Annotated in this window: 20 protein-coding genes; 11 read left to right on the top strand and 9 right to left on the bottom strand. The window is 64.6% G+C overall.

The features are described from left to right. Window positions 1–3: 3 nt before the first annotated feature. Window positions 4–783, bottom strand: coding sequence for an acetylglutamate kinase (argB, locus tag I6L32_RS10175; protein ID WP_010675689.1), 780 nt, complete (start codon window positions 781–783; stop codon window positions 4–6). A gap of 23 nt (window positions 784–806) precedes the next feature. Next, a complete protein-coding gene (gene argC / locus I6L32_RS10170) occupies window positions 807–1814 on the bottom strand; it encodes an N-acetyl-gamma-glutamyl-phosphate reductase (RefSeq protein WP_216945034.1) in 1008 nt (335 codons plus the stop codon). A 261-nt stretch (window positions 1815–2075) separates the two neighbouring features. On the opposite strand from argC, the gene argE reads away from it, so the two are divergent. After that, a complete protein-coding gene (gene argE, locus I6L32_RS10165) occupies window positions 2076–3221 on the top strand; it encodes an acetylornithine deacetylase (RefSeq protein WP_216945033.1) in 1146 nt (381 codons plus the stop codon). 213 nt (window positions 3222–3434) lie between these two features. Beyond that, window positions 3435–6068, top strand: coding sequence for a phosphoenolpyruvate carboxylase (gene ppc, locus I6L32_RS10160; RefSeq protein ID WP_043152777.1), 2634 nt, complete (start codon window positions 3435–3437; stop codon window positions 6066–6068). 166 nt (window positions 6069–6234) lie between these two features. Here ppc and I6L32_RS10155 read toward each other — a convergent pair whose 3' ends face one another. After that, window positions 6235–7716, bottom strand: coding sequence for a sensor domain-containing diguanylate cyclase (locus tag I6L32_RS10155; protein WP_069651918.1), 1482 nt, complete (start codon window positions 7714–7716; stop codon window positions 6235–6237). A gap of 181 nt (window positions 7717–7897) precedes the next feature. Between I6L32_RS10155 and ybaK the strand changes: the two genes are divergently transcribed. After that, window positions 7898–8368, top strand: a complete 471-nt coding sequence (gene ybaK / locus I6L32_RS10150) for a Cys-tRNA(Pro) deacylase (RefSeq protein WP_043152781.1) — start codon at window positions 7898–7900, stop codon at window positions 8366–8368. Between the two features lie 127 nt (window positions 8369–8495). Here ybaK and I6L32_RS10145 read toward each other — a convergent pair whose 3' ends face one another. From I6L32_RS10145 to I6L32_RS10135, 3 genes are read right to left on the bottom strand one after another with little or no spacing between them, the layout of a single operon-like run. Further along, complete coding sequence (locus I6L32_RS10145; RefSeq protein ID WP_254203896.1) at window positions 8496–9263, bottom strand: GNAT family N-acetyltransferase; 768 nt, start codon at window positions 9261–9263, stop codon at window positions 8496–8498. After that, complete coding sequence (locus I6L32_RS10140; RefSeq protein WP_042878345.1) at window positions 9253–9690, bottom strand: rhodanese-like domain-containing protein; 438 nt, start codon at window positions 9688–9690, stop codon at window positions 9253–9255. Before I6L32_RS10140 ends, I6L32_RS10145 begins: the two co-directional genes overlap by 11 nt. An 18-nt stretch (window positions 9691–9708) precedes the next feature. Further along, window positions 9709–10176, bottom strand: coding sequence for an OsmC family protein (locus I6L32_RS10135; RefSeq protein ID WP_010675697.1), 468 nt, complete (start codon window positions 10174–10176; stop codon window positions 9709–9711). A gap of 252 nt (window positions 10177–10428) precedes the next feature. Here I6L32_RS10135 and I6L32_RS10130 point away from each other — a divergent pair, with 252 nt between their 5' ends. From I6L32_RS10130 to I6L32_RS10120, 3 genes are all read left to right on the top strand, one after another. Next, window positions 10429–11856: a PLP-dependent aminotransferase family protein gene (locus I6L32_RS10130; RefSeq protein WP_103259522.1), complete on the top strand. Its 1428-nt coding sequence runs from the start codon at window positions 10429–10431 to the stop codon at window positions 11854–11856. Between the two features lie 102 nt (window positions 11857–11958). Further along, window positions 11959–12843 (top strand): hypothetical protein, encoded by an 885-nt coding sequence (locus I6L32_RS10125; protein WP_167826122.1) that lies wholly within the window; start codon window positions 11959–11961, stop codon window positions 12841–12843. After that, window positions 12821–13657, top strand: coding sequence for a transporter substrate-binding domain-containing protein (locus tag I6L32_RS10120; protein WP_223920067.1), 837 nt, complete (start codon window positions 12821–12823; stop codon window positions 13655–13657). The genes I6L32_RS10125 and I6L32_RS10120 overlap by 23 nt, the downstream gene beginning before the upstream one ends. Window positions 13658–13672: 15 nt before the next feature. Here I6L32_RS10120 and I6L32_RS10115 read toward each other — a convergent pair whose 3' ends face one another. Next, window positions 13673–14548 (bottom strand): LysR family transcriptional regulator, encoded by an 876-nt coding sequence (locus tag I6L32_RS10115; RefSeq protein ID WP_042880749.1) that lies wholly within the window; start codon window positions 14546–14548, stop codon window positions 13673–13675. 128 nt (window positions 14549–14676) lie between these two features. Here I6L32_RS10115 and I6L32_RS10110 point away from each other — a divergent pair, with 128 nt between their 5' ends. Together I6L32_RS10110 and I6L32_RS10105 are read left to right on the top strand one after the other, a co-directional pair. Next, window positions 14677–15078 carry a CidA/LrgA family protein gene (locus I6L32_RS10110; protein WP_039040574.1) on the top strand — a complete coding sequence of 134 codons (402 nt, stop codon included), beginning with the start codon at window positions 14677–14679 and terminating at the stop codon, window positions 15076–15078. Further along, window positions 15071–15760, top strand: a complete 690-nt coding sequence (locus I6L32_RS10105) for an LrgB family protein (RefSeq protein ID WP_010675703.1) — start codon at window positions 15071–15073, stop codon at window positions 15758–15760. Before I6L32_RS10110 ends, I6L32_RS10105 begins: the two co-directional genes overlap by 8 nt. A gap of 67 nt (window positions 15761–15827) precedes the next feature. On the opposite strand, the gene I6L32_RS10100 is transcribed toward I6L32_RS10105, so the two are convergent. Together I6L32_RS10100 and metB are read right to left on the bottom strand one after the other, a co-directional pair. After that, entirely contained in the window at window positions 15828–18281 is a 2454-nt protein-coding gene (locus tag I6L32_RS10100) for a bifunctional aspartate kinase/homoserine dehydrogenase II (RefSeq protein ID WP_216945032.1), read from the bottom strand. Next, on the bottom strand, window positions 18281–19459 hold the full coding sequence (gene metB / locus I6L32_RS10095; protein ID WP_069651922.1) for a cystathionine gamma-synthase: 1179 nt from the start codon (window positions 19457–19459) through the stop codon (window positions 18281–18283). The genes I6L32_RS10100 and metB overlap by 1 nt, the downstream gene beginning before the upstream one ends. Window positions 19460–19682: 223 nt before the next feature. Between metB and metJ the strand changes: the two genes are divergently transcribed. The 3 genes from metJ (at window position 19683) to I6L32_RS10080 (ending at window position 21223) form a co-directional block, all read left to right on the top strand. Next, window positions 19683–20006 (top strand): met regulon transcriptional regulator MetJ, encoded by a 324-nt coding sequence (gene metJ / locus I6L32_RS10090; RefSeq protein ID WP_005327165.1) that lies wholly within the window; start codon window positions 19683–19685, stop codon window positions 20004–20006. Between the two features lie 35 nt (window positions 20007–20041). Then, window positions 20042–20800, top strand: a complete 759-nt coding sequence (locus I6L32_RS10085) for an AraC family transcriptional regulator (RefSeq protein ID WP_171865717.1) — start codon at window positions 20042–20044, stop codon at window positions 20798–20800. 84 nt (window positions 20801–20884) lie between these two features. Then, complete coding sequence (locus I6L32_RS10080) at window positions 20885–21223, top strand: tRNA-binding protein (RefSeq protein ID WP_103261510.1); 339 nt, start codon at window positions 20885–20887, stop codon at window positions 21221–21223. Window positions 21224–21304 lie beyond the last annotated feature (81 nt).

Here is a 21304-nt window from a genome sequence, read left to right as displayed (position 1 = left end):
AGATCAGAGGGTGACCTGGGTGCCGACCGCGCCGCCAGCCAGCAGCTTGAGCAGCTGATCCGGGTAGCGCCAGCTGGCGACACAGACCGGCTTGCCCAGAGTTTCGGCGGCGTGCAGGGCGGCTTTCACCTTGACGGCCATGCCGTCCGTGATAACTCCCTTCTCCATCAGGTCCAGCGCGCTCTGCTTGTCCAGTTGCGGCACCAGCTTGCCCTTGCCATCCAGAATGCCGCTCACATCCGACAGCATCACCAGATCGGCGCCCAGCGCTTCGGCGATGGCGGTGGCCGCCTGATCCGCATTGACGTTCATCATCTGTCCGTCGGCGGTGATGCCGATGGAGCTCACCACCGGCAGGAAGCCCTGCCCCAGGATGCCGGCCACCAGCGCCGGGTTGCCGGGTTTGCAGTCACCGACCGCACCGAGATCCGGATCGAGCTGGGTCACCTGGCACAGACCGCCGTCGGCGAGGCACAGACCCACAGCAGGAATGCCGGTGGAGATGGCCTTGGCCATCATCATCTTGTTGGCGGTACCGGCCAGGGCACCGGCAATCACGGGGATCTGCTCGAACGGGGTCACCCGCAGGCCGTTCTTCTTGGTGGAGGTCATGCCCAGCCCCTTGAGCAGGTCGTCCACCAGGCAGCCACCACCGTGCACCAGCACCAGAGGACGGTGCTGATCATCCAGGAAGGTCTTCAGGGTGGCGAACAGGGCGGTCAGGGCCTCGTCGTTCTCGATCAGGGCACCACCCAACTTGATTACCAGCGTCTGCTTGTCCATCTTCTCGATCCTTTCTTAAAGCGTTAAATCAGGCCGGTGGCCGGTTCAAAACCAAACTTGATATTTATGCACTGCATGGCTTGCGAGGCGGCCCCCTTGAGCAGGTTGTCGATGGCAGAAACCACCACCAGCATGTTGCCCTGCTGCTGCCAGGCGATGTCGCAGTAGGGCGTGCTCGCCACGCCACGGATGGAGGGCATCTGGCCGGTGAGGCGTACCAGCGGCTTGCCTTCGTAGGCCTTGAGGTAGGCCTGATCGACCTGGGTCGGCGTCACCCCTTCCGCCAGTTGCACATAGATGGTGGCCAGGATGCCCCGCACATAGTTGCCGAGGTGGGGCTGGAACAGCACCTCCTTGCCGAGGTGGTGGCTGATCTCCGGCTGGTGCCTGTGATTGAAGGTGCCGTAGGGATTGAGGCTCACTTCGCAGAAACTGGTGTTGATGGCGGCCTTGCGACCGGCCCCGGAGACGCCGGAAACCGCATTGATGATGGGCTGCCACCCCTGGGCAATCAGCCCGGCCTGTTGCAGCGGCTTGAGGGCGCACAGGGAGGCGGTCGGGTAGCATCCCGGCACGGCAATCAGCTGGGCGGCCTTGACGGCATCGGCATTCCACTCGGCCAGACCGTAGGCGGCCTGCTCCAGCCACTGCTCATTCTCGTGGGTGAAGCCGTAGAAGGAGGAGTAGAACTGCTGATCATTGACCCGGAAGGCACCGGAGAGATCGAACACCGGCAACCCCTTGGCCAGGAACTTGGGCGCGAGTTCCGCACTCACCTCGTGAGCAGTGGCCAGCACCACCAGATCGGCCTGGGTCAGGATCCGGGTCATGCCGTCTTCGTCCAGGGGCAGCAGCGGCTGATCCAGCTTGCCCACCCACTGGGGATGCTGGGAAGAGAAGCGCTTGTGGGCGTCCTGGCTGCCGGCGGAAACATAGAGGCCGAACAGCTCGAGTTGTGGATGGTTCTGGACCAGAGCGGCCAGTTCGGCCCCCGCGTAGCCACTGGCACCGACGATAACGGTCTTAAGCATGTTTGAGTATTCCAAGTCTGGGTTCGAAATTCACAGCATGGTGCTGCGGTGCAAGGGGTCGGCTATCGCCCCTTTAATGCAACGAGTGCGGAGGGGCAATTCAGGCGGATATGCGTCGTCGGTTACAGATCAGGTGACAGAACATTAACTTTCCCTTACAACTAGAGGCCTTGTCGATGAGCACTTGAATAGAATATTCATGCACTCACTTTGCATTTGTATTTTCTAACAGAAACACTCCGGGGACGCAAGGAGGAGCTGATGGCCAAACTGGATTTTTTTTCACTTTATAAGAATATTATTGCGATTCCCTCTATCAGCAGCACGGATACTCGCTGGGATCAGAGCAACGAGGCGGTGATCCGGCTGCTGGCCGACTGGTTCGGCCAGCTTGGGTTCCAGTGCGAGGTGACGGCCCTGCCGGATCTGCCGGGCAAGTTCAACCTGGTGGCGACCTATGGTCAGGGAGAAGGGGGGCTGCTGCTGGCGGGTCACACGGATACCGTTCCCTTTGATGAAGGAGCCTGGACAAAGGATCCCTTCAAGGTGACCGAAGAGGGCAACCGCCTGTACGGGCTCGGCACCATCGACATGAAGGGCTTCTTCGCCTTTATCGTGGAAGCGCTCAAGGAGGTCGACCTCAAGACCCTGGGCAAGCCGCTGCGCATCCTGGCCACCGCCGATGAAGAGACCACCATGGCCGGGGCCCGCGCCATCGCCGCCGCAGCTGAACTCAAACCCGACTACGCGGTGATCGGCGAACCCACCGGGCTGGTGCCCGTGGTGGCCCACAAGGGCCACATGTCGGAAGCCATTCGCATCACAGGCCGAAGCGGCCACAGTTCGGATCCCGCCAACGGCGTCAATGCCATGGAGATCATGCACAAGGCCATGGGTCAGGTGCTCAGGCTCCAGCAGGATCTGAAGGAGAAGTACGCGGATCACCGTTTCGCCGTGCCCCAGCCCACCCTGAACCTTGGCTACATCCAGGGGGGCGACAGCCCGAACCGCATCTGCGGCTGCTGCGAGCTGCACATCGACATGCGCCCCACCCCGCAGGTGGGTCCCGACGAGCTGATGGGCATGCTGAAAGAGGCGCTCTCCCCCATCGAGATCCACCAGCCCGGCTGCCTGCACCTGCAGCACCTGCACGAACCCATTCCGGCCTATGCCTGCCAGGATGATTCCGAGCTGGTGCGGGAGGCGGAAAAGGCGAGCGGCAGGGCCGCCGAGTCCGTGAACTATTGCACCGAAGCCCCCTTTATCCAGCAGCTGGGTTGCGAGACCATAGTGATGGGCCCAGGCCATATCACCCAGGCCCACCAGCCCGATGAATACCTGGATCTGTCGTTCGTCAAACCGACCACGGCGGTGCTGCAGCACCTGATCCGGCGCTTCTGCGTCTAGCCAAATAGGGATGTAAGTAAGTTACATGACAGGCGCCTTGGGACAGGTGAGGGAAATACATGTTCTGAATCGGCTTGTTATTTGACCTTGCGCAGACAATCTGGGTAGATTGTCCCCCTAAGATGACGGAGCATATGTTGTAATCGCACAACAATAAGTGAGGTCGCCTCCCGCCTGGAAGGTCAGGAGGCACCAACAAAATAAGGATGTGGAATGAACGAAAAGTACGCCGCACTACGGGCCAACGTAGGCATGTTGGGCCAACTGCTGGGTAAATCCATCAAGGATCATCAGGGGCAGGCCTTCCTCGACAAGATTGAGACCATTCGCCAACTTGCCAAGTCTTCCCGCAAGGGGAACGAGGCTGACAGAGAGCGCCTGCTCGACACCCTGCGTACCCTCTCCGATGACGAACTGCTGCCCGTGGCCCGTGCCTTCAGCCAGTTCCTCAACCTGGCGAACGTGGCGGAGCAGTTCCACACCATCTCCCGTCGCTGCGAAGAGCAGGTCTGCACCCCGGACCCGCTGGAGCAGATGTTCGACAAGCTGAAAGCCTCCAACCTGTCCCAGGAGGCCATCATCCAGGCCGTGCGCGAGCTGGACATCGATCTGGTGCTGACCGCTCACCCCACCGAGGTGACCCGTCGTACCCTGATCCACAAGCACGTGCAGCTCAACGACTGCCTCGAGGCCCTGGAACTCTCCGATCTGCTGCCCCGCGAGCGGGACAAGATCCAGAGTCGCATCGAGCAACTGGTCAACCAGGCCTGGCACACCAACGAGATCCGCGAACAGCGCCCGACCCCGGTGGACGAAGCCAAGTGGGGCTTCGCCGTGGTGGAAAACAGCCTGTGGCCGGCCATCCCCGAATTCATGCGCAATCTGGACGAGCGCCTGCAACACCATCTGGGTGTGCGGCTGCCGCTGGACGCCGCGCCGGTCAAGTTCACCTCCTGGATGGGCGGTGACCGCGACGGCAACCCCTTCGTCACCGCCAAGGTGACCGCCGAAGTGCTGGAGCTGGGCCGCTGGATGGCGGTGAGCCTGTTCTACAAGGACATCAAGGAGCTTACCTCCGAGCTCTCCATGGCCGATTGCACCGACGCCGTGCGTGCCCGGGTCGGCGACAATCCCGAGCCCTATCGCGCCCTGGTGCGTGAGCTGCGCGAGCAGCTGCGCGAGACCCAGGAGTACCTGACCGCCAAGGTACAGGGCCAGGCGAGCGAGAGCCGGGATCTGGTCAAGAGCACCGCCCAGCTGCGCGAGCCCCTGGAGCTCTGCTACCACTCCCTGCACGCCTGCGGCATGGGCAACATCGCCGACGGCATGCTGCTGGACGTGCTGCGCAAGCTGGCCTGCTTCGGCATCCACCTGGTCAAGCTGGACATCCGTCAGGATGGCGAGCGTCACGGCCAGGTCTTCTCCGAGCTGACCCGCTACCTGGGTGTGGGCGACTACGCCGAGTGGAGCGAAGAGGACAAGCAGGCCTTCCTGCTGCGCGAGCTGAACTCCCGCCGCCCCCTCATCCCGAGCGACTGGGATCCCAGTGCCGAGACCCGCGAGACCATCGACACCTGTCGCGTCATCGCCCAGCACGACCCCGATGCGTTCGGCATCTATATCATCTCCATGGCCGGTGCCCCGTCCGATGTCTTGGCGGTCCAGCTGTTGCTGAAGGAAGCTGGCTGCAAGTTCCGCATGCCGGTTGCCCCGCTGTTCGAGACCCAGGAAGACCTGATGGCGGGCACCGCCGTGATGGAACGCCTGCTGTCGGTGGACTGGTATCGCGGTTACATCCAGGGCCGTCAGTACGTGATGATCGGCTACTCCGACTCAGCCAAGGATGCGGGCATGATGGCCGCTGGCTGGGCCCAGTACGCCGCCATGGAATCCCTGGTGGCGCTGGCTGAAGCCAACAACATCCGCCTCACCCTGTTCCATGGCCGTGGCGGTACCGTCGGCCGTGGCGGCGCCCCCGCCCATCAGGCGATCCTCTCCCAACCCCCGGGATCCCTGCGCGGCGGCCTGCGGGTCACCGAACAGGGAGAGATGATCCGCTTCAAGTTCGGCCTGCCGAAGGTGGCCATCCAGAGCCTGAACCTCTACACCAGCGCCGTGCTGGAGGGGAACCTGCTGCCGCCGCCCAAGCCGAAAGAGAGCTGGCGCGCCGTGATGGAGCAGCTGGCGTCTGTCTCCTGCGATCACTACCGCAGTATCGTGCGCGGTCACCCGGACTTCGTGCCTTACTTCCGTGCCGCCACCCCGGAGATGGAGCTCGGCAAGCTGCCGCTCGGTTCCCGCCCCGCCAAGCGCAAGCCCAACGGCGGTGTCGAGAGCCTGCGCGCCATCCCCTGGATCTTCGCCTGGACCCAGAATCGGCTGATGCTGCCGGCCTGGCTCGGCGCCCACAAGGGATTGCAACAGGCCATCGACGACGGCCAGAAGAGTGTGCTGGACGAGATGAGCCGCCAGTGGCCCTTCTTCCGCACCCGTCTCGAAATGCTGGAGATGGTGTTCCTCAAGGCCGACCTCTGGCTGGCGGAATACTATGACACCCGCCTGGTGCCGGAGAACCTGTGGGCACTCGGCACGCAGCTGCGTCAGGAGCTTGCCGACTCCATCGAGGTGGTGCTGAAACTGCGCCCGCAGGGCGACCTGCTGGACGATCAGCCCTGGATCAAGGAGTCCATCAAGCTGCGCAACCCCTACACCGACCCGCTCAACGTGCTGCAGGCCGAGCTGCTCAATCGCTCCCGCAACCACCCGGAGACCCTGCACCCCGAGCTGGATCAGGCGCTGATGGTCACCATCGCCGGCATCGCCGCCGGCATGCGCAACACCGGCTGATCCCGGACCGTTGCAAACAAGGGCGCCCCGGCGCCCTTTTTCGTCTCTGCCGGGCACGGGGATCCCTATATTGCCGCCAGCACAGCCCCCTCTAAGGGAAAAAAACATCCACAACAAACAGGGCGCCATGATGGCGCCCTGTTTTATTTCGCGATATAGCCTCTCATCAGGATACCTGGTTGCGACCACGACGTTTTGCCTCATAAAGTCGCTGGTCCACGCACTGAAGCCAGTCATCCATGCGCCTGTAACTCATCTGATAGGGGGTGAGCCCCACGCTGATGGTGACGGTGATCGCCTGATGCTGGTACAGGAAGGTGTGCTGCTCCACCTGGTGCCGGATGCGCTCCATGATGGTGTGGGCCTCCTCCAGGGTCGTGCCCCGCAGCAGCAGGATGAACTCCTCCCCGCCAAATCGCGCCACCAGATCCTTGCTGCGCACCGCCTGCATCAGGAGCCCCGCCAGCGACGCCAGCACGGCATCCCCGGCAAGGTGTCCATATACATCATTGATTTGCTTGAAGAAGTCGATGTCAATCAAGGCCAAGCAGCAGGCCTCCCCTTCGGCGGGATGGTGCTGGACGTGATCCAGCAACACGTTTGCCTGCTGGAAAAAGCTGCTGCGGTTGGGCAGCTTGGTCAAGAAGTCGTGCTCGGCGTTGAAGCGCAGCACCCGCTCCATGCGGCTGCGCTCATCCTCCAGGTTGCGGGCGTGGATAAGGGTGCCAAGGGCCGTGGTGAGGGGCTCGAGCAGGCTGACATGGGTCTCGTCAAAGCCACCCGGGCGGTTGGCCAGGGCGATCATGCCGATCGCCTCTCCCTTGTGGCGGATGGGAATGCCGAGGAAGCTCTCCAGGTGTGGATGACCACGGGGGGAGACACCGCGACTGGCTGGATGGCTCGGCAGATCGTTGCAGCACACCAGGGTATTGTGGGTCACCACGTGCCCAAACAGGTTGTCGAGCTTGCTGAAGATGAGCCCGCCCCGGCTCTGGCGCTGCTGCTCATACCAGGCATGGGTCGCCTCGTCCCAGGAGACATTGGAGATGGAGGGGACATAGAGACTGGGGCGGCCATCCTCGTACTGGATGATGCCGATGAAACCATAGGAGCTTTCGCTCACGCTCAGCAGCCGCTCGAAGACGGTGTCGCAGGCGGAGCCGAGATTGCGATCGAGCAGAAAACTCTGGTGAGCGGCCACCACGATGTCAAACAGCTGGCTCTGCTGCTCGACCCGCTGCTTGGCCATCACAGCCGAGGTAATGTCGTGCGCCAGCTTGACCACCCCCAGCAGGATGCCTGCCTCGTCGGTCACGGGCATGTAGGTGGCATGGAGCCAGAGGGGGTTGCCACCTTGCCTGACCCGGCGAAACTCCCCCGACTGGATCTCGCCACCCAATACCCTCTGCCAGAAGAGCTCATGCTCGGCCTGCAGATCCGGCGGCAAGAGCATGAGATGGGACTGGCCCACCAGCGCTTCGGGGGGATAACCCAGCATGTCGCAAAACAGGGGATTGACCGACACCATGCGACCATCGAGATCGAACTCGACCATGCCATAGGCCCGATCAAGGGCGGTCAGCCTGGCGAGGGTCTCATATCGATCCATCGCGTCGATATCGCGAGCGCAAAGTGCTGTGGTATTCATGGCTACGATTCCTTTCGATCGCCGGCGCATTGCATTGGAATGCGGGGACAAGTGCCCAAATCATAGGATCCGGCACCCGGTTACGCTAACACAGGCCCCGATTGGGTGTGAAGACTGGTTCTTGCCACATCCGGCTCCCGGGCGCAGACTGTCTGGCCTTGCCACGGTTCGAGGAGACCCCATGACACCCGCCATCAACTTGCTGAAAAAGCTCAAGATCCCCCACAGGCTCTACCCCTACGAGTGCGAAGCCCACGACGACTTCGGCAAGCATGCCGCTACCCAGCTGGGTCTGCCCCAGGCGCAGGTGTTCAAGACCCTGCTCGCCCATCACGACAAGCAGGCGGTGGTGGCCATCGTGCCCTCCTCGGGCATGTGCAGCCTCAAGCAGCTCGCCAAGGCCACCGGGCTCAAGAAGGTGGAGATGATGAAGCCGGCGGAAGCCGAAAAGCTGACCGGCTACAAGGTGGGCGGCATCAGTCCCCTGGCCCAGAAGAAGCTGCTGCCCACCGTGCTGGACGACTCCGCCATGGCCTTCGACGAGATCCTGGTGAGCGGTGGCAAGCGGGGGCTCTCGGTCGGCGTGGCCCCCGGGGACATGGTCCGGCTGATGAACTGGATTGCGGCCCCCATCGGCGATCATCACGACTGAACAAACAAAAGAGGCGCCATGACTGGCGCCTCTTGCGTCTGGATGTCGGATCTGGCGCCTGTGTGCGAAGGATACCCAAAGCCCCGGCACCGGAAACCGCCCCGTCCCGGCGGGTGATCTGCCGCCCTCAACACGCCGCAGAGCGGCAGGCGGCGGTCAGTTCGGAGAGTCGGCGACGCTGACGCCCGGCATGGTCGAAGTTGCCGTCCTCCAGCCAGCGCTCGAAGCACCCTTTCAGGGCGGGCCACTCGCTGTCGATGACGGAGAACCAGGCCGTATCCCGGTTGTGTCCCTTGTCCACCCGCGCCTGACGGAAGGTCCCCTCATAGTGAAAGCCGAGGCGCAGGGCCGCCTGGCGCGAAGGCAGGTTCAGGGCATTGCACTTCCACTCGTAGCGCCGGTATCCCAGAGCAAAGGCATTGGCCATCATCAACACCATGGCCGCCGTCGCCAGCCGTGACTGCTGCATGGCGGGGGAGAAGTGCAGCCAGCCCACCTCGATGCTGCCCGCCAGGGGATCGATGCGCAGGTAGCTCGCCAGCCCCAGCGCCCGTCCGCTCCCCTCGTCGATGATGCCGTAGAACTGGGGATCCCGCTTGGTGGCGACCTCCCGCAGCCAGACCCCCATGGCGGCCTCGTCCGCGAAAGGGCCGCTGGTCAGGTAAGTCCACATGGCCCCGCTGTCGACACTGAATGCCTGCCACAGATCCCCCAGGTGGCGCTCGGGATCAAGGGGCTCGAGACGACAGCCCCAGCCATGCAGTGCACGGTGGGGAGGGAACTCGGCGCCGCGCCATTCTGGCAGCGCACGCCCCAGAGGCTGCCCAAAGTCGTTGAAAAGGGCGGCGCCGGACAGAGAGGCGTCGCCCCCCTCATTGCAACGTTCAACAGGCACAGGCAATTCCCCCTTCCAGCAGCACTCCGGGCTCACTGCCCGTGGCGACGGCGAAACCGTCCTGACGCCACCAGTGCAGACCCCCTATCAACTCCTTGACCTCAAACCCGAGGGACGCCAGCTTGTAGGCCCCCTGGGTCGAACCGTTGCAGCCGATGCCGTCGCAATAGCAGACATACACCAGGTTCCGGTCCAGTACCGCCGTGGTCGACGCCGTCATGGTCCTGTGGGGGAAGGAGATGGCGCCGGGAATGTGCCCCTCGGCATAGTGTGCGGGGGAGCGGGTATCGATGACCACGATGCCCGCCGCCCCGGCCAGCAGATCGGCGGCCAGATCCGCCGGATCGGTACGAAACTTCAGTTGGGCCTCGAAAAAGGCGCTGGCTTCGGCGGCCCCTGCCACCCCTGTGCTCAATACATGACTCATCCTGAACGCTCCTGATGACTAGATGACGATCTCTGTGGTGACGACGGTGTTGACCGAGTTGGCGATGAAGCACTCCTCATGGGCCTGGTGGTGCAACTGCTCCAGATCAGCCAGGGCGGGCTCCTGCTCTCCCCCGAAGATCACCCTGGGACGCAGGGTGACCCGGGTCATGGCGAGGCGACCTTGCCCGTTTTTCGCCATGATGCCGACCGCTTCGTCCCGGTAGCTCTCTACCCGATAGCCCGCCTTCGCCGCCAGCCAGAGGAAGGTGAGCATGTGGCAACTGGAGAGGGCCGCCACAAACGCCTCTTCCGGGTCCACATGTTCCGCCACCGAGTAAGGCAGCGGCACCACATGGGGAGAGGAGGAGGCCGGCACCCTGACCCCGCCATCAAACGCCCACTCATGGGCCCGGCTGTAACGCTGATCGACGAAGGGCTCGTGCTCCCCCCGCTGCCAACTGATGGTGGCACTGTATTCCGACATGCAGACTCCTTGTGTTGCCAATCCGTGCCGCCTGCTGGCGCCACCCTGTGACCACCAATGTAGCGACAAAATGGCCTTGCCACGCCGACCAATTTTGCCAATATGGGCAGACCAATTTCATCGAGCCGCCACCATGACCATCCACCCCACCCGCTCTGCCCGTCGGTCGCCAGCCCCACAGCCGCGCCATGCCCTGCGGGTAGGATCCCTGCCTCGAAAGGGGCGCAACCCCCGCGCCAACGGGAGCGCATCATGACCGTTCTGCCAACGCTCTTCGCCAGCCAGCAACAAGGGGATCTACCCCTGCACGAACAACTGGTGCGTACCCTGCGCGAGGCCATCCTGGCGGGCCACCTGCCCCTGCACAGCCGCCTGCCCGCCAGCCGTCTCCTGGCCCGGGATCTCGGTATCTCCCGCAGCACGGTGGAACTGGCCTATGGCCGGCTTGAGGCGGAGGGGTATCTGGTGCGCAAGGTGGGCGCCGGCAGCTTTGTCGCCCTGGCGGCGGTGCGCCCCGCGCCGCGCCCGCCCCAGTCAGCGGCTGGCCTCTCCCGTCGCGGCCAGGAGATGGCCCAGGGTGGCGCCTGTCACGACGTGCCCGAGGTGGGCACCACCTTTGCTTCCAGCCAGCCGGATCCCCGTCTCTTCCCCCAGGCACTCTGGGGTCGGCTGATGCAGCAACAGTGGCGCCAGCGCGCCAGCGACTGGATGAACTACGGGGATCCCCAGGGGCTTGGGGAACTTCGCGCCGCCATCAGCAGCTATCTGGTGCAGTCCCGCGGCGTGGTGTGCGAGCCGGATCAGATCCTGATCCTCACCAGCTCCCAGCAGGGGATCCTGCTGGCGACCCAGTTGCTCATCGATGCCGGTGACACCGTCTGGGTGGAAGACCCCGGTTATCCCGGGGCTCGCACCGCCATGGAGAGCGCCGGTGCCCGGGTGCATCCGGTGCCGGTGGATGAAGAGGGGCTCAACCCTCATGGGGATCACCCGGCGCCGCGCCTCATCTACTGCACCCCGGCACACCAGTATCCCCTTGGCGTCCCCATGAGCCTGCCCCGCCGCATGGCGCTGCTGGCCGAGGCAGAGCGTCACGGCGCCTGGATCCTGGAAGACGATTACGACGGGGAGTACCAGTATGATCAGCGTCCCCTGCCCGCCCTGCAGGGGCTCGACGGCCAGGGGCGGGTGATCTATGTGGGCACCTTCAGCAAGGTGCTGTTCGGCTCACTGCGCCTCGCCTACCTGGTGCTGCCCAGGCCGCTGATGGACTCCTTCTGCCGCGCCCGGGCCGCCGTCGACGGCCACAGCAACCAGTTGCAGCAAGCGGTCACGGCAGACTTCATCCGGGGCGGGCACTTCGCCACCCACCTGCGCCAGAGCCGCCTCCTCTACCAGAGCAGACGGGATCTGCTGCTGGCGGAACTGGCCGAGCACTGCCCGGGGCTCACCCCCATCCACAGCGGCGCCGGCCTGCAGTGCGCCGTGCTGCTGCCCCCCGGTGGCGAGGCGCGCTGGACCGATGCCGCCAACGCCTGCGGGCTGGGGCTGCGTCATCTGGGCCAGTTCTACCTGGGCCCGCCGACGCTGGAGGGGTGGCTGCTCGGCTTTGGCTGCCTCGACAACCAGACGCTGCGCCAACTCTGTCGTCGCCTGGGTCTCTTGATGAAATCCGCATGACCCCCTTCTCAAGAGGTCAGATCTGCCAGAGCCTGATAGCGCTGTGTCGACGGGTATGGCCCGTCTATACTGGGCACAATCCCGTTGCCGAACCCGGTCAAGATGCATCGAATCCTGCTCCTTTTGCTCGCCCTCTCCCTCCCGTCCCTCACGATGGCGGCCACCCGCTTCACCCTGATCACCGGGGAGACCCAACAGGATGTCCGCATGAATTATTACCGGGCGGCGATGCGGCTGGCGCTGGAGAAAACACGGCCCGATTACGGCGACTATGAACTGCTCGACGCCATCAGGATGAACAAGGCGAGGATGCGGCTCGAAGTGCAAACGCCGGGCAAGAATGCCCTCTTCATCGTCGACAGCTGGCCCCAGGAGATCCCTCAACCCGGCGTCACCCTGGTCCCCTTCCCCATCGATCTGGGCGTGCTCGGCTACCGGGTCTGTTTTGTCGGCAGCGCCCGTGCCCAGGCCCTGGCCGGGGTTCACACCCTGTCCCAGTTGCAGCAGTTCACGCAAGGGGTGGGCACAGGCTGGCGGGATGCCGACATCCTGCGCTACAACGGCTTCAGGGTGCAGGAGGTGGATAACTATGAGTCACTGTTTCGCCTGGTGGCCCGTGGCCGGATCGATCTCTTCTGCCGTGGTGCCAACGAGATATTGAGCGAGTGGAAAAACCACAGACCCGGCCTGCCGGGGCTGACCGTGGATAGCCATGTCGCCCTCTTCTATCCGCTCATCCACTCCCTCTATAGCCACGCCACCTACAGCAAGGAGCGCGAGCGCCTTTTGCGCGGCCTGCAACTGGCCTGGAAAGATGGCTCCCTGCAGCGCCTCTGGCGCCAACATTTCCAGCCTTCCCTGGTCTTTGCCCGACTCGATTCACGCCAGATCTTCCGGCTGACCAACCCGCAGTTGCCCGACGAGAGCACCGACTACCGCTCCTATCTCTATGACCCGATGAGGGATGACTTTGGTATCGCTCCCTGACTGGCTCGCCGGTTCTCCCCTGTCAGGCAGGCTCCCCTTGCGCACTCTCTGCCTGGCGCTGCTGCTCTGGTTGCTGCCGACCTGCGTCATGGCCGCCCCCGGCAGCATTCGTGCCTGCATGGAGAACAGCGATTCGCCTCCCTGGTTGCTGATGTCCGGCGAGGGGATAGTGCAGTTCCACCTCAAGGAGGTGGCAAACCGGATCGGGCATCCCATCATTCTCACCCCCCTTCCCTGGAAACGCTGCCTCTCCCTCGTCAGCCAGGGCCAGCTCGATGCCGCCGTCAAGCTGAGCTACAGCGAAGAGCGTGCTCGCACCATAGGGGTCTACCCCATGCGACACGGGGCACCTGATCCCGCCAAGCGCCTGCTCACCGAGAGCTACAGCCTCTACCAGCCAAAAGGCGGACAGGTTCGCTGGGATGGCCGGCAGCTCGTCGCCCATGGCGTCATTGCGGCGCAGTCCGGTTTCTCCATCGTCGCCCAGCTGCAGGAGAGCGGTGTCAGGGTGGATGACTCCAGCAGGGAACCACTGATCCTGCTCAAGAAGGTCACGATGCAGCGCGCCGTTGCCGCCGCCCTGCAAACCGGGGTCGCAGAACGGACCCTGGCCGCCCACCCGCAGTTGCAGGCCACACTCGAGCGGATCACCCCTCCCCTGGTCGAAAAACCCTACTACCTCATCTTCTCCCACCCCTTCCATCAAGCCCACCCCGATCTCAGCCAACAGGTGTGGGACGAGATTGAGGAGGTGCGACACTCCGCAGCCTATGCCCGCTTCGTCACAGGCATGGCGTCACCGGGGACCCCCTAACCCCAGCCCCGCTCTTCAGCCCTGCTCGCGGCACAGGGCAAGCCAGGCCTCGGCGGTGCGGGAGAGGTAGCGATCCCCTGGCCAGATCACCCCGAGCCGCCAGCTCAGCGCCGGGGCCAGAGGGCGCAACACCAGGCCGTCCGGCGTCAGCCGCCGGCAGATGGGCTCCGGCAGGAAGGCGACCCCCATGCCGCTTCGCACCATGGCGGTGAGAAAGTCCCACTGGCTGCTGCGGGCCGCCACCTGAGGCACGAACCCGGCTTGCTCGCAGGCCTGCTCCAGCCGCTCGCTCAGGGTGAAGGCCTGGGTATAGAGCAGGAAGGGTTCGTCCCGCAGAGCCTCCAGCCGGATCTCGCCCCCCTCGCGCCAGCGGGGCAGGTCCGGCAGCACCACCCGGATGGGGTAACTGTCCAGATCCAGGGCGCAGAGAGCCCCCTCTTCCCTGGTCGGCAGCATGGTGATGGCGAGATCCAGCTCCCCCGCCAGCACCGCCTGCTCGATGCGCCGCCCGCCATATTCGACGATGGAGAGCTCCACGCCGGGGTAGCGGCTGCGATAGGTACGGATGAGATCCGCATAGACATGGCCCACCATGGGCGGGATGCCGAGGGCAAGACGCCCGGATTGCAGGCTCTGCAGATCCGCCAGCTCCGCCTCCAGCTGCTGCATCTCCGCCAGGATGGTCTGGGCCCGAGTGAACAGCACCTGGCCGCTGTCGGTCAGGGTGAAGCGGCGGCCGACCCGGCTCAGCAGGGGCTGGCCCAGCTCCTCTTCCATGTTGCGGATCATTTTGCTGATGGTGGGCTGGGTGACGAACAGCTTCTCGGAGGCGCGGGTGAAGCTCTGCTCCCGCACCAGCTCGACGAAGTAACGCAGGGCTCGAATATCCATGGTGCTCTCTTGACGGGGATGGCTGGCTAAATCATGCCTCTTTGGCATGATTTTGATAATTTAAATTCATTTTTTGCAGGTTTGGTCCCTCTCTATACTGTGAGCAGGTTCACAGAAAGACGCTTGCCATGAAAACCCTCTGCCTTCGCTGGTTGCAAACCCCCTTCCAAATCGCCCTGCTGGCGGCCATCTGGTTGCTGGCCGACATCGCAGTGCGCACCTTGCACCTGCCCCTGCCCGCCAACCTCACTGGCATGTTGCTGCTGCTGGTCTGCATCCTGCTCGGGGTGGTCAAGGCCCAGTGGTTCAGTGCCGGGGCCCGCTGGCTGCTGGCGGAGATGCTGCTCTTCTTCGTCCCCGCCGTGGTGGCCGTGGTCAACTATCAGGAGCTGCTGCTGCAGGAGGGGTGGCGCATCATGGTGGTCCTGATCGTCAGCACCGTGCTGGTGCTCGGCACCACGGCGCTGGTGGTGGACAGGGTCTATCGCCTCGAGCTGAAGCTGGCCCGCCGGAGTCGCCGCCATGTCTGACACCCTGCTCGGCCTGCTCTGCTTCGCCCTGACCCTGCTCTTCTACTACGCCAGCAAGTGGCTCTATGGCAAAAAGCGCATCCTGCCCCTGATGCCGCTGCTGCTGGCCCCCACCCTGCTGGTGGCCGTGGTGATGCTGTTCCACATTCCCTACCGGGACTACATGGCCGAATCCCACTGGCTGCTCTGGCTGCTGGGCCCTGCCACCGTCGCCTTCGCGGTGCCCGTCTACGAGAATCGCCAGCTGATGCGCCGCCACTGGCTCTCCCTCTCGGTCGGGGTCGTGGCGTCCGTGGTGATGGCGGTGGGCAGCACAGTGCTGCTGGCCCGCTGGCTCAACCTCTCCGAGCTGTTGCAGCGCAGCATGGCCATGAGATCCATCACCACCCCCTTCGCGGTGGAGGCGACCCGTTCCGTGGGTGGTAACGCCGATCTCACCGCCCTGTTCGTGGTGCTGACCGGCGTCATCGGCATGGCGGTGGGAGAAAGCGTGCTCACCGTGCTCGCCATCCGCAGCCGCCTTGGCAAGGGCGCGGGCTTTGGTGCCTCGGCCCACGGGGCCGGGACAGCCAGGGCCTATCAGATGGGCAACGAGGAGGGGGTGGTCTCCAGCATGGTGATGATGATCGCCGGCATGGCCACCGTGCTGCTCGCCCCCCTCCTGGGCCGGCTGTTCTGGTAACTCCGCCACCCGATAACAGAAGAGGCGCCCTGGGGCGCCTCTTCTCATTGCATCGTGTCACGCAGCCTCAGAGGCTGGCGCAGATCTGCCAGAGATCGTACTGGATGGCGGCGGCCGTCACTTCCCGGCCCGCTCCCGGCCCCTGGATCACCAGGGGGTTGGTGCGATAGCTGTCGCTCTCGATGGCGAACACGTTGTCGCAGGGCAAGAGGTTGGCAAACGGGTGATGGGGCTCCAGCGCCTCCAACCCGACGCGGGCCTTGCCGTCGTGCTCGAAGCGGGCGACATAACGCAGCACCTTGCCGACCCGGCGCGCCCCCTCGAAGGCGGTCTGGATAGGGTCATCCAGCTCCTTGAGCCTGTCCATGAACTGATCCGCACTCACCTTGCGCAGGGCCACCGGCACCAGGTTCTCCAGCTCGATGTCGGCGGAGTCGAGCTCGAAGCCCGCCTCCCGCGCCAGGATGAGCAGCTTGCGGCGCACATCCTGACCGGAGAGATCCTCCCGGGGATCCGGCTCGGTCAGGCCGTGTTGCCACGCCTCGTCCACCAGTTCGGAGAAGGGGCGAGTGCCGTCATACTGCTGGAACAGCCAGGAGAGGGTGCCGGAGAAGATGCCGGAGACCCCCTGGATGCGGTCACCGCTCTGACGCAGCATCTGGATGCTGGACTGGATGGGCAGCCCGGCCCCCACGGTGGCGTTGTAGCGCCACTGCACCTGATGGTCGCGGCAGGTCTGCTTGATGCGCTGGTAAAACTCGCTGTCGGCGGCACCGGCAAACTTGTTGGCGGCGATGATGTGGATGCCGAGCTGGGCAAAGTCCGGGTAGTAGCGGCTCACCGTCTCGCTGGCGGTCATGTCGAGCGCGATCAGGGAGTCAAAACTGTGCTGCTCCAGCTGGGAGAGCAGCTCCGGCCAGATAAGCGGCTTGGGATTGAAGTTGTCCTGTACCTTGAGGGGATCCAGCCCCTCTTCGTCCAGCAGCCCGCCCTTGGAGTCGAAGACCCCGTAGAGGGTGAGCGCCAGATTGAGCTCATGCTCGAGGCGCGCCTTCTCGCGGGCGTAGAGCCCCAGCCAGTGACCGCCGATATTGCCTTTGCCGAACACCACCAGCCCGACCCGGGTCGGGCGGCTGAACAGGGCACTGTGCAGAGCGATGAGCAGCGGCTCCAGCACGATCTGGCGCAGCACGGCCACCAGGCTCAGGCCGTCTTTGGCCACCTGCACGAACTCCAGAGGCTGATCCGCCAGCAGCTGGTAGAAACGGTGGCACTGCTCGGCATTGTCGGTGACGCCGGCCCCCACCAGGGCGACCAGGCTGAACCCTTCCTTCTGGATGAGGCCGGTAAAGTTGCCCTGCAACTGGAAGTCACGGAGCACCTCGAAGGCCCCTTGTGCCACCTCCAGGGTGTAGGCCAGACGCAGCACCCGCCGATCCGGCTGGCGCTGCAGGGTGAGCGGATGGAGGCGATGGCGGGCCAGATGGGCCTCGATGGCCGCCACTGTCTGCTCAAAGTCAGTCTGCGGCAGCACCTTGAGCTCGATGAGGGCTATCTGATCCACCGAGGAGACGATGCGGGCACCGCCGGAGCGGGGCGCACGGCGCAGGATGTGGGTGCAGCCTTCGTCCGGATTGTAGCTGCAGCGCAGGGTGAGGCGCTGACGGCTGTCGGCCACCGGCTGCAGGGTACGCGAATGCAGCACCGAGGAGCCCAGGCGCGCCAGCTCGTTGGCCTCGGCCAGGCTCAGGCGCTCCAGCAGACGCGCCTCTTTCACCCGGCGCGGGTCGGCACTGTAGACCCCGGCCACGTCGCTCCAGATGGTAGTCGACTCCCCGTCCGCCAGCGCCGCCAGGAGGCTGGCACTGTAGTCGGAGCCGTTGCGCCCCAGCAGCAGGGAACGCCCCTCCATGTCGGCGGCGATGAAGCCGGTCACCACGATGCGACCGGCGTGCTCGGCCAGGCGGGCCTTGAGCAGCTCGCTGGAGAGGGCGGTATCCACCTTGATGAGGGCGCCGTCTTCTGCGCGCAGGAAACTGCGAGCATCGAGCCAGGCGGCCGCCTCACCCCGGCTGGTGAGCAGGGCAGCCAGCAGACGGGCGGACCACACCTCGCCAAAGGCGAGCAGGCCGTTGCGCTCGAAGCGGTCAAACTGCCCCTCCAGGGTCTTGGCGATCAGCTGCATGTCGCCCGTCAATTGCTGGCTCAGATCGAGGTGAAGCTCCCCTTCCAGCAGGCCGTCGATCAGGCTCTGCTGATAGGCGTGCAGGGCGGTGATGGCTTCGCCTGCGGCCTCATCCCCCGCTTCCGCCAGCTCCACCAGCTGGATCAGCCGGTTGGTGGTCTTGCCCGCGGCGGAGACCACCACCAGCTCGTTGCCCCCCACCTGTTGCTCGACGATGCTGGCGACCCGGCGATAACAGACCGGATCCGCCAAGCTGCTGCCGCCGAACTTGTGTACATGGCGCCGCTTGAAGACTGCCTCTGTTGCCACCACACACTCTCCTTGTTGTTGTTCCATTACTTCACCTGCTCTGCCTGTTGTGCCAACTGCGCCTGTTCAAACCCCTGGGCCAGATCGGCCACCAGATCCTCACCGTGTTCGATCCCCACCGACAGGCGCAGCAACTGGGCACTGATACCCGCCGCCTGCTGGGCCGCAGGGGTCATGGCCCTGTGGGTCATGCTGGCCGGATGGGCCACCAGACTCTCCACCCCGCCGAGGGACTCCGCCACCGAGAAGAGGCGCAGCCCCGCGAGGAAGGCGCGCAGCCCCGTCTCGTTGCAATCGAGCTCAAAACTTAGCATGGCGCCAAAGCCGGACTGTTGACGGCGCGCAATGTCGTGGCCCGGATGGCTCGGCAGGCTGGGGTGATAGATCCGCTTGACCAGCGGCTGCTGCTGCAAGAAGGCGAGGATGCGATCCGTGTTCTCCTGATGGGTGCGCAGGCGCGGAGCCAGGGTGCGCAGGCCCCGCAGGGTGAGGTAGGAGTCAAAGGCACCGGAGGTGAGCCCCAGGCAGTTGGCCCACCACACCAGGGAGTCGGCCAGAGCCTGATCCTTGGCGATCGCCACACCTCCTACCACGTCGGAGTGGCCGTTGATGTACTTGGTTGTGGAGTGGACCACCACGTCGGCACCAAGGGCCAGGGGCTGTTGCAGCAAGGGGGAGAGGAAGGTGTTGTCCACCACCACCTGGGCCCCCACCCCGTGGGAGGCCTCGGCGATGGCGGCGATGTCCACCACCCGCAGCAGCGGATTGGAGGGGGTCTCCACCCACACCAGTGCGGGTTTCTGGGCCAGTGCGGCGGCCAGCGCCCCCTCGTCTCCCTGATCCACGAACTGCACCTGGTAGTGGCCCTTGGCCGCCAGATACTCGAACAGGCGCCAGGTACCGCCGTAGCAGTCGTGGGGGGCGATCAGCAGATCCCCCGCCTTGAGCAGAGCCGTGGTCACCAGGTGAACGGCCCCCATGCCGGTGCCGGTCACCACGGCGCCGGCCCCCCCTTCCAGGGCCGCCAGGGCGTCCGCCAGATTGGTGCGGGTCGGGTTGCCGGAGCGGGCATAGTCGTATTGACGGGGCTCGCCAAAGTCGGCAAAGGTGTAGTTGCTGGAGAGGTAGATGGGGGGCACCACGGCACCGTGCTGCGTGTCTGTCTCAATCCCGGTGCGTACCGCCAGGGTGGCCTTGTGGGTCATGTCACTCTCCTTGATGGGTTGCCGGAGCCGGTCCGCCTCGTGGGTCGTCCAGCCCCGCTCTCATTTTCGCTGGCCGGACTGCCGGCCCATGGTGCACCACACTACGCCACCTTAAAAAAGCCGTCAACACTTCTAGACGTCTAAATGGCTTTGCTGTTGGATTGCCATTGAATTCCTTAAGGGTTAAAATCCGCGCTCACGGCCAAACGACTACAGGTGGAACATGGGTACAGAGTGGAACGGCGACTACGTCAGCCCCTATGCAGAGCACGGCAAGAAGAGCGAACAGGTCAAGAAGATAACCGTCTCGATCCCGCTCAAGGTGCTGAAGGTGTTGACCGATGAGCGCACCCGTCGCCAGGTGAACAACCTGCGTCATGCGACCAACAGCGAGCTGCTCTGCGAAGCCTTCCTGCACGCCTTCACCGGCCAGCCGCTGCCCTGTGACGACGACCTGCGCAAGGATCACCCGGACAGCGTCCCCGCCGAGGCCCGCGCCATCATGGAAGCCCTTGGCAAAGAGATCGAAGACTTCGACGCCGAGTAATGCGGCTGCCCATGGCAAACGATGCATCCCTTTCAATGACGCGGCCCGGTGCCGCGTCATGCTTATCTGCCGCCTCCCCCTTCAGCCTGCGTCACTACCAGAGCGACATACAGAGCCACAGTCATGACCACGCCCAGCTGGTGATCCCCCTCGTCGGCCCCCTCGAGATCGAGGTGCAGGGCCGGGGATGTCGCCTCGCCCCCGGTTTTGCCTGCATCATCGCCCCTGGCCTTCGCCACGACTACGCCGCCGACCCGGCGCACGTGTTTCTGGTGCAAGAGAGCCACTGGCTGCCGGCAGCCCTGGGGGACCGCCCCTTCGTCGAGCTGGATGAGGCCCAGCGCCACTACCTCGCCTTCCTGCACCGCATGGTGGCCGAGGGGCGCCACGTGGCCGGCATGGATCAAGTGTGGCTCGGGCTGCTGACCGAGGGACGCGGCATGGGCCCCGCCGTCGCTCCCCGCATAGCCCCTCGTATCGCCAAGGTGCAGCGTCATATGGAAGCCCACCTCGCAGACCCCCTCACCAACGAGGAACTCGCCGCCATCGCCTGCCTCGGCCTGAGCCAGTTCAAACACGCCTTTCGCCAGCAGGTGGGCACGAGCGTCTCCCACTACCTCAGGATGCGGCGCATGGCGCTGGCCCGCACCCTGCTGGCCCAGACCGCCCTGCCCATAGGCGAGGTGGCCAGCCGCTGCGGCTACCAGAACCAGGGAGCCTTTGCCGAGCGTTTCCTGGCCGAGACCGGACTGACCCCTTCCCTCTGGCGCCGGCAAAACGGCTGCCTGCCGTAATCGGTCGGCTCTTTGCCGAAGACAATCCCCGGGCACTCGAGGCATGCTGAGGCTCATGCAAGGTATGGGCAACGAGGAGCCAAGATGCAGACCATAAGCTGGCAGGATTTCGAGATGGTGGAGCTCAGGGTGGGCACCCTGGTGCGGGTCGAGCCCTTCCCCGAGGCGCGCCGCCCCGCCTACAAGGTGTGGGCGGATTTCGGCCCCGAGATCGGGGTGCGCAAGAGCAGCGCCCAGATCACCGACCTCTATCGACCGGAGGATCTGGTGGGCCGCCAGATCGTCGCCGTGGTGAACTTTCCCCCCAAGCAGATAGGCCCCATCCAGTCGGAGTTTCTGCTGACCGGCTTCTATCGCCCGGATGGCGCCGTGGTGATCGCCATCCCCGAGCAGGCGGTGGAGAACGGCGCCAAGCTGGGGTGAGACGACGGCAAGGCAACCAGAGAGCAGAAGCAAGAGAGGCGACCCCCGGGGTCGCCTCTCTTGTTTGATGCAGACGGCCTG

This window comes from Aeromonas sp. FDAARGOS 1402 (assembly GCF_019046925.1).
Taxonomy (GTDB): Bacteria; Pseudomonadota; Gammaproteobacteria; order Enterobacterales; family Aeromonadaceae; genus Aeromonas; species Aeromonas caviae.
This window is presented reverse-complemented; position numbering and strand designations above follow the sequence as displayed.

Excerpts from the sequence above, each read along its gene's own strand:
- argB (WP_010675689.1), bottom strand. The coding sequence starts at position 783 with ATGGACAAGCAGACGCTGGTAATCAAGTTGGGTGGTGCCCTGATCGAG.
- argC (WP_216945034.1), bottom strand. The coding sequence starts at position 1,814 with ATGCTTAAGACCGTTATCGTCGGTGCCAGTGGCTACGCGGGGGCCGAA.
- argE (WP_216945033.1), top strand. The coding sequence starts at position 2,076 with ATGGCCAAACTGGATTTTTTTTCACTTTATAAGAATATTATTGCGATT.
- ppc (WP_043152777.1), top strand. The coding sequence starts at position 3,435 with ATGAACGAAAAGTACGCCGCACTACGGGCCAACGTAGGCATGTTGGGC.
- I6L32_RS10155 (WP_069651918.1), bottom strand. The coding sequence starts at position 7,716 with ATGAATACCACAGCACTTTGCGCTCGCGATATCGACGCGATGGATCGA.
- ybaK (WP_043152781.1), top strand. The coding sequence starts at position 7,898 with ATGACACCCGCCATCAACTTGCTGAAAAAGCTCAAGATCCCCCACAGG.
- I6L32_RS10140 (WP_042878345.1), bottom strand. The coding sequence starts at position 9,690 with ATGAGTCATGTATTGAGCACAGGGGTGGCAGGGGCCGCCGAAGCCAGC.
- I6L32_RS10135 (WP_010675697.1), bottom strand. The coding sequence starts at position 10,176 with ATGTCGGAATACAGTGCCACCATCAGTTGGCAGCGGGGGGAGCACGAG.
- I6L32_RS10130 (WP_103259522.1), top strand. The coding sequence starts at position 10,429 with ATGACCGTTCTGCCAACGCTCTTCGCCAGCCAGCAACAAGGGGATCTA.
- I6L32_RS10125 (WP_167826122.1), top strand. The coding sequence starts at position 11,959 with ATGCATCGAATCCTGCTCCTTTTGCTCGCCCTCTCCCTCCCGTCCCTC.
- I6L32_RS10120 (WP_223920067.1), top strand. The coding sequence starts at position 12,821 with ATGACTTTGGTATCGCTCCCTGACTGGCTCGCCGGTTCTCCCCTGTCA.
- I6L32_RS10115 (WP_042880749.1), bottom strand. The coding sequence starts at position 14,548 with ATGGATATTCGAGCCCTGCGTTACTTCGTCGAGCTGGTGCGGGAGCAG.
- I6L32_RS10110 (WP_039040574.1), top strand. The coding sequence starts at position 14,677 with ATGAAAACCCTCTGCCTTCGCTGGTTGCAAACCCCCTTCCAAATCGCC.
- I6L32_RS10105 (WP_010675703.1), top strand. The coding sequence starts at position 15,071 with ATGTCTGACACCCTGCTCGGCCTGCTCTGCTTCGCCCTGACCCTGCTC.
- I6L32_RS10100 (WP_216945032.1), bottom strand. The coding sequence starts at position 18,281 with ATGGAACAACAACAAGGAGAGTGTGTGGTGGCAACAGAGGCAGTCTTC.
- metB (WP_069651922.1), bottom strand. The coding sequence starts at position 19,459 with ATGACCCACAAGGCCACCCTGGCGGTACGCACCGGGATTGAGACAGAC.
- metJ (WP_005327165.1), top strand. The coding sequence starts at position 19,683 with ATGGGTACAGAGTGGAACGGCGACTACGTCAGCCCCTATGCAGAGCAC.
- I6L32_RS10085 (WP_171865717.1), top strand. The coding sequence starts at position 20,042 with ATGACGCGGCCCGGTGCCGCGTCATGCTTATCTGCCGCCTCCCCCTTC.
- I6L32_RS10080 (WP_103261510.1), top strand. The coding sequence starts at position 20,885 with ATGCAGACCATAAGCTGGCAGGATTTCGAGATGGTGGAGCTCAGGGTG.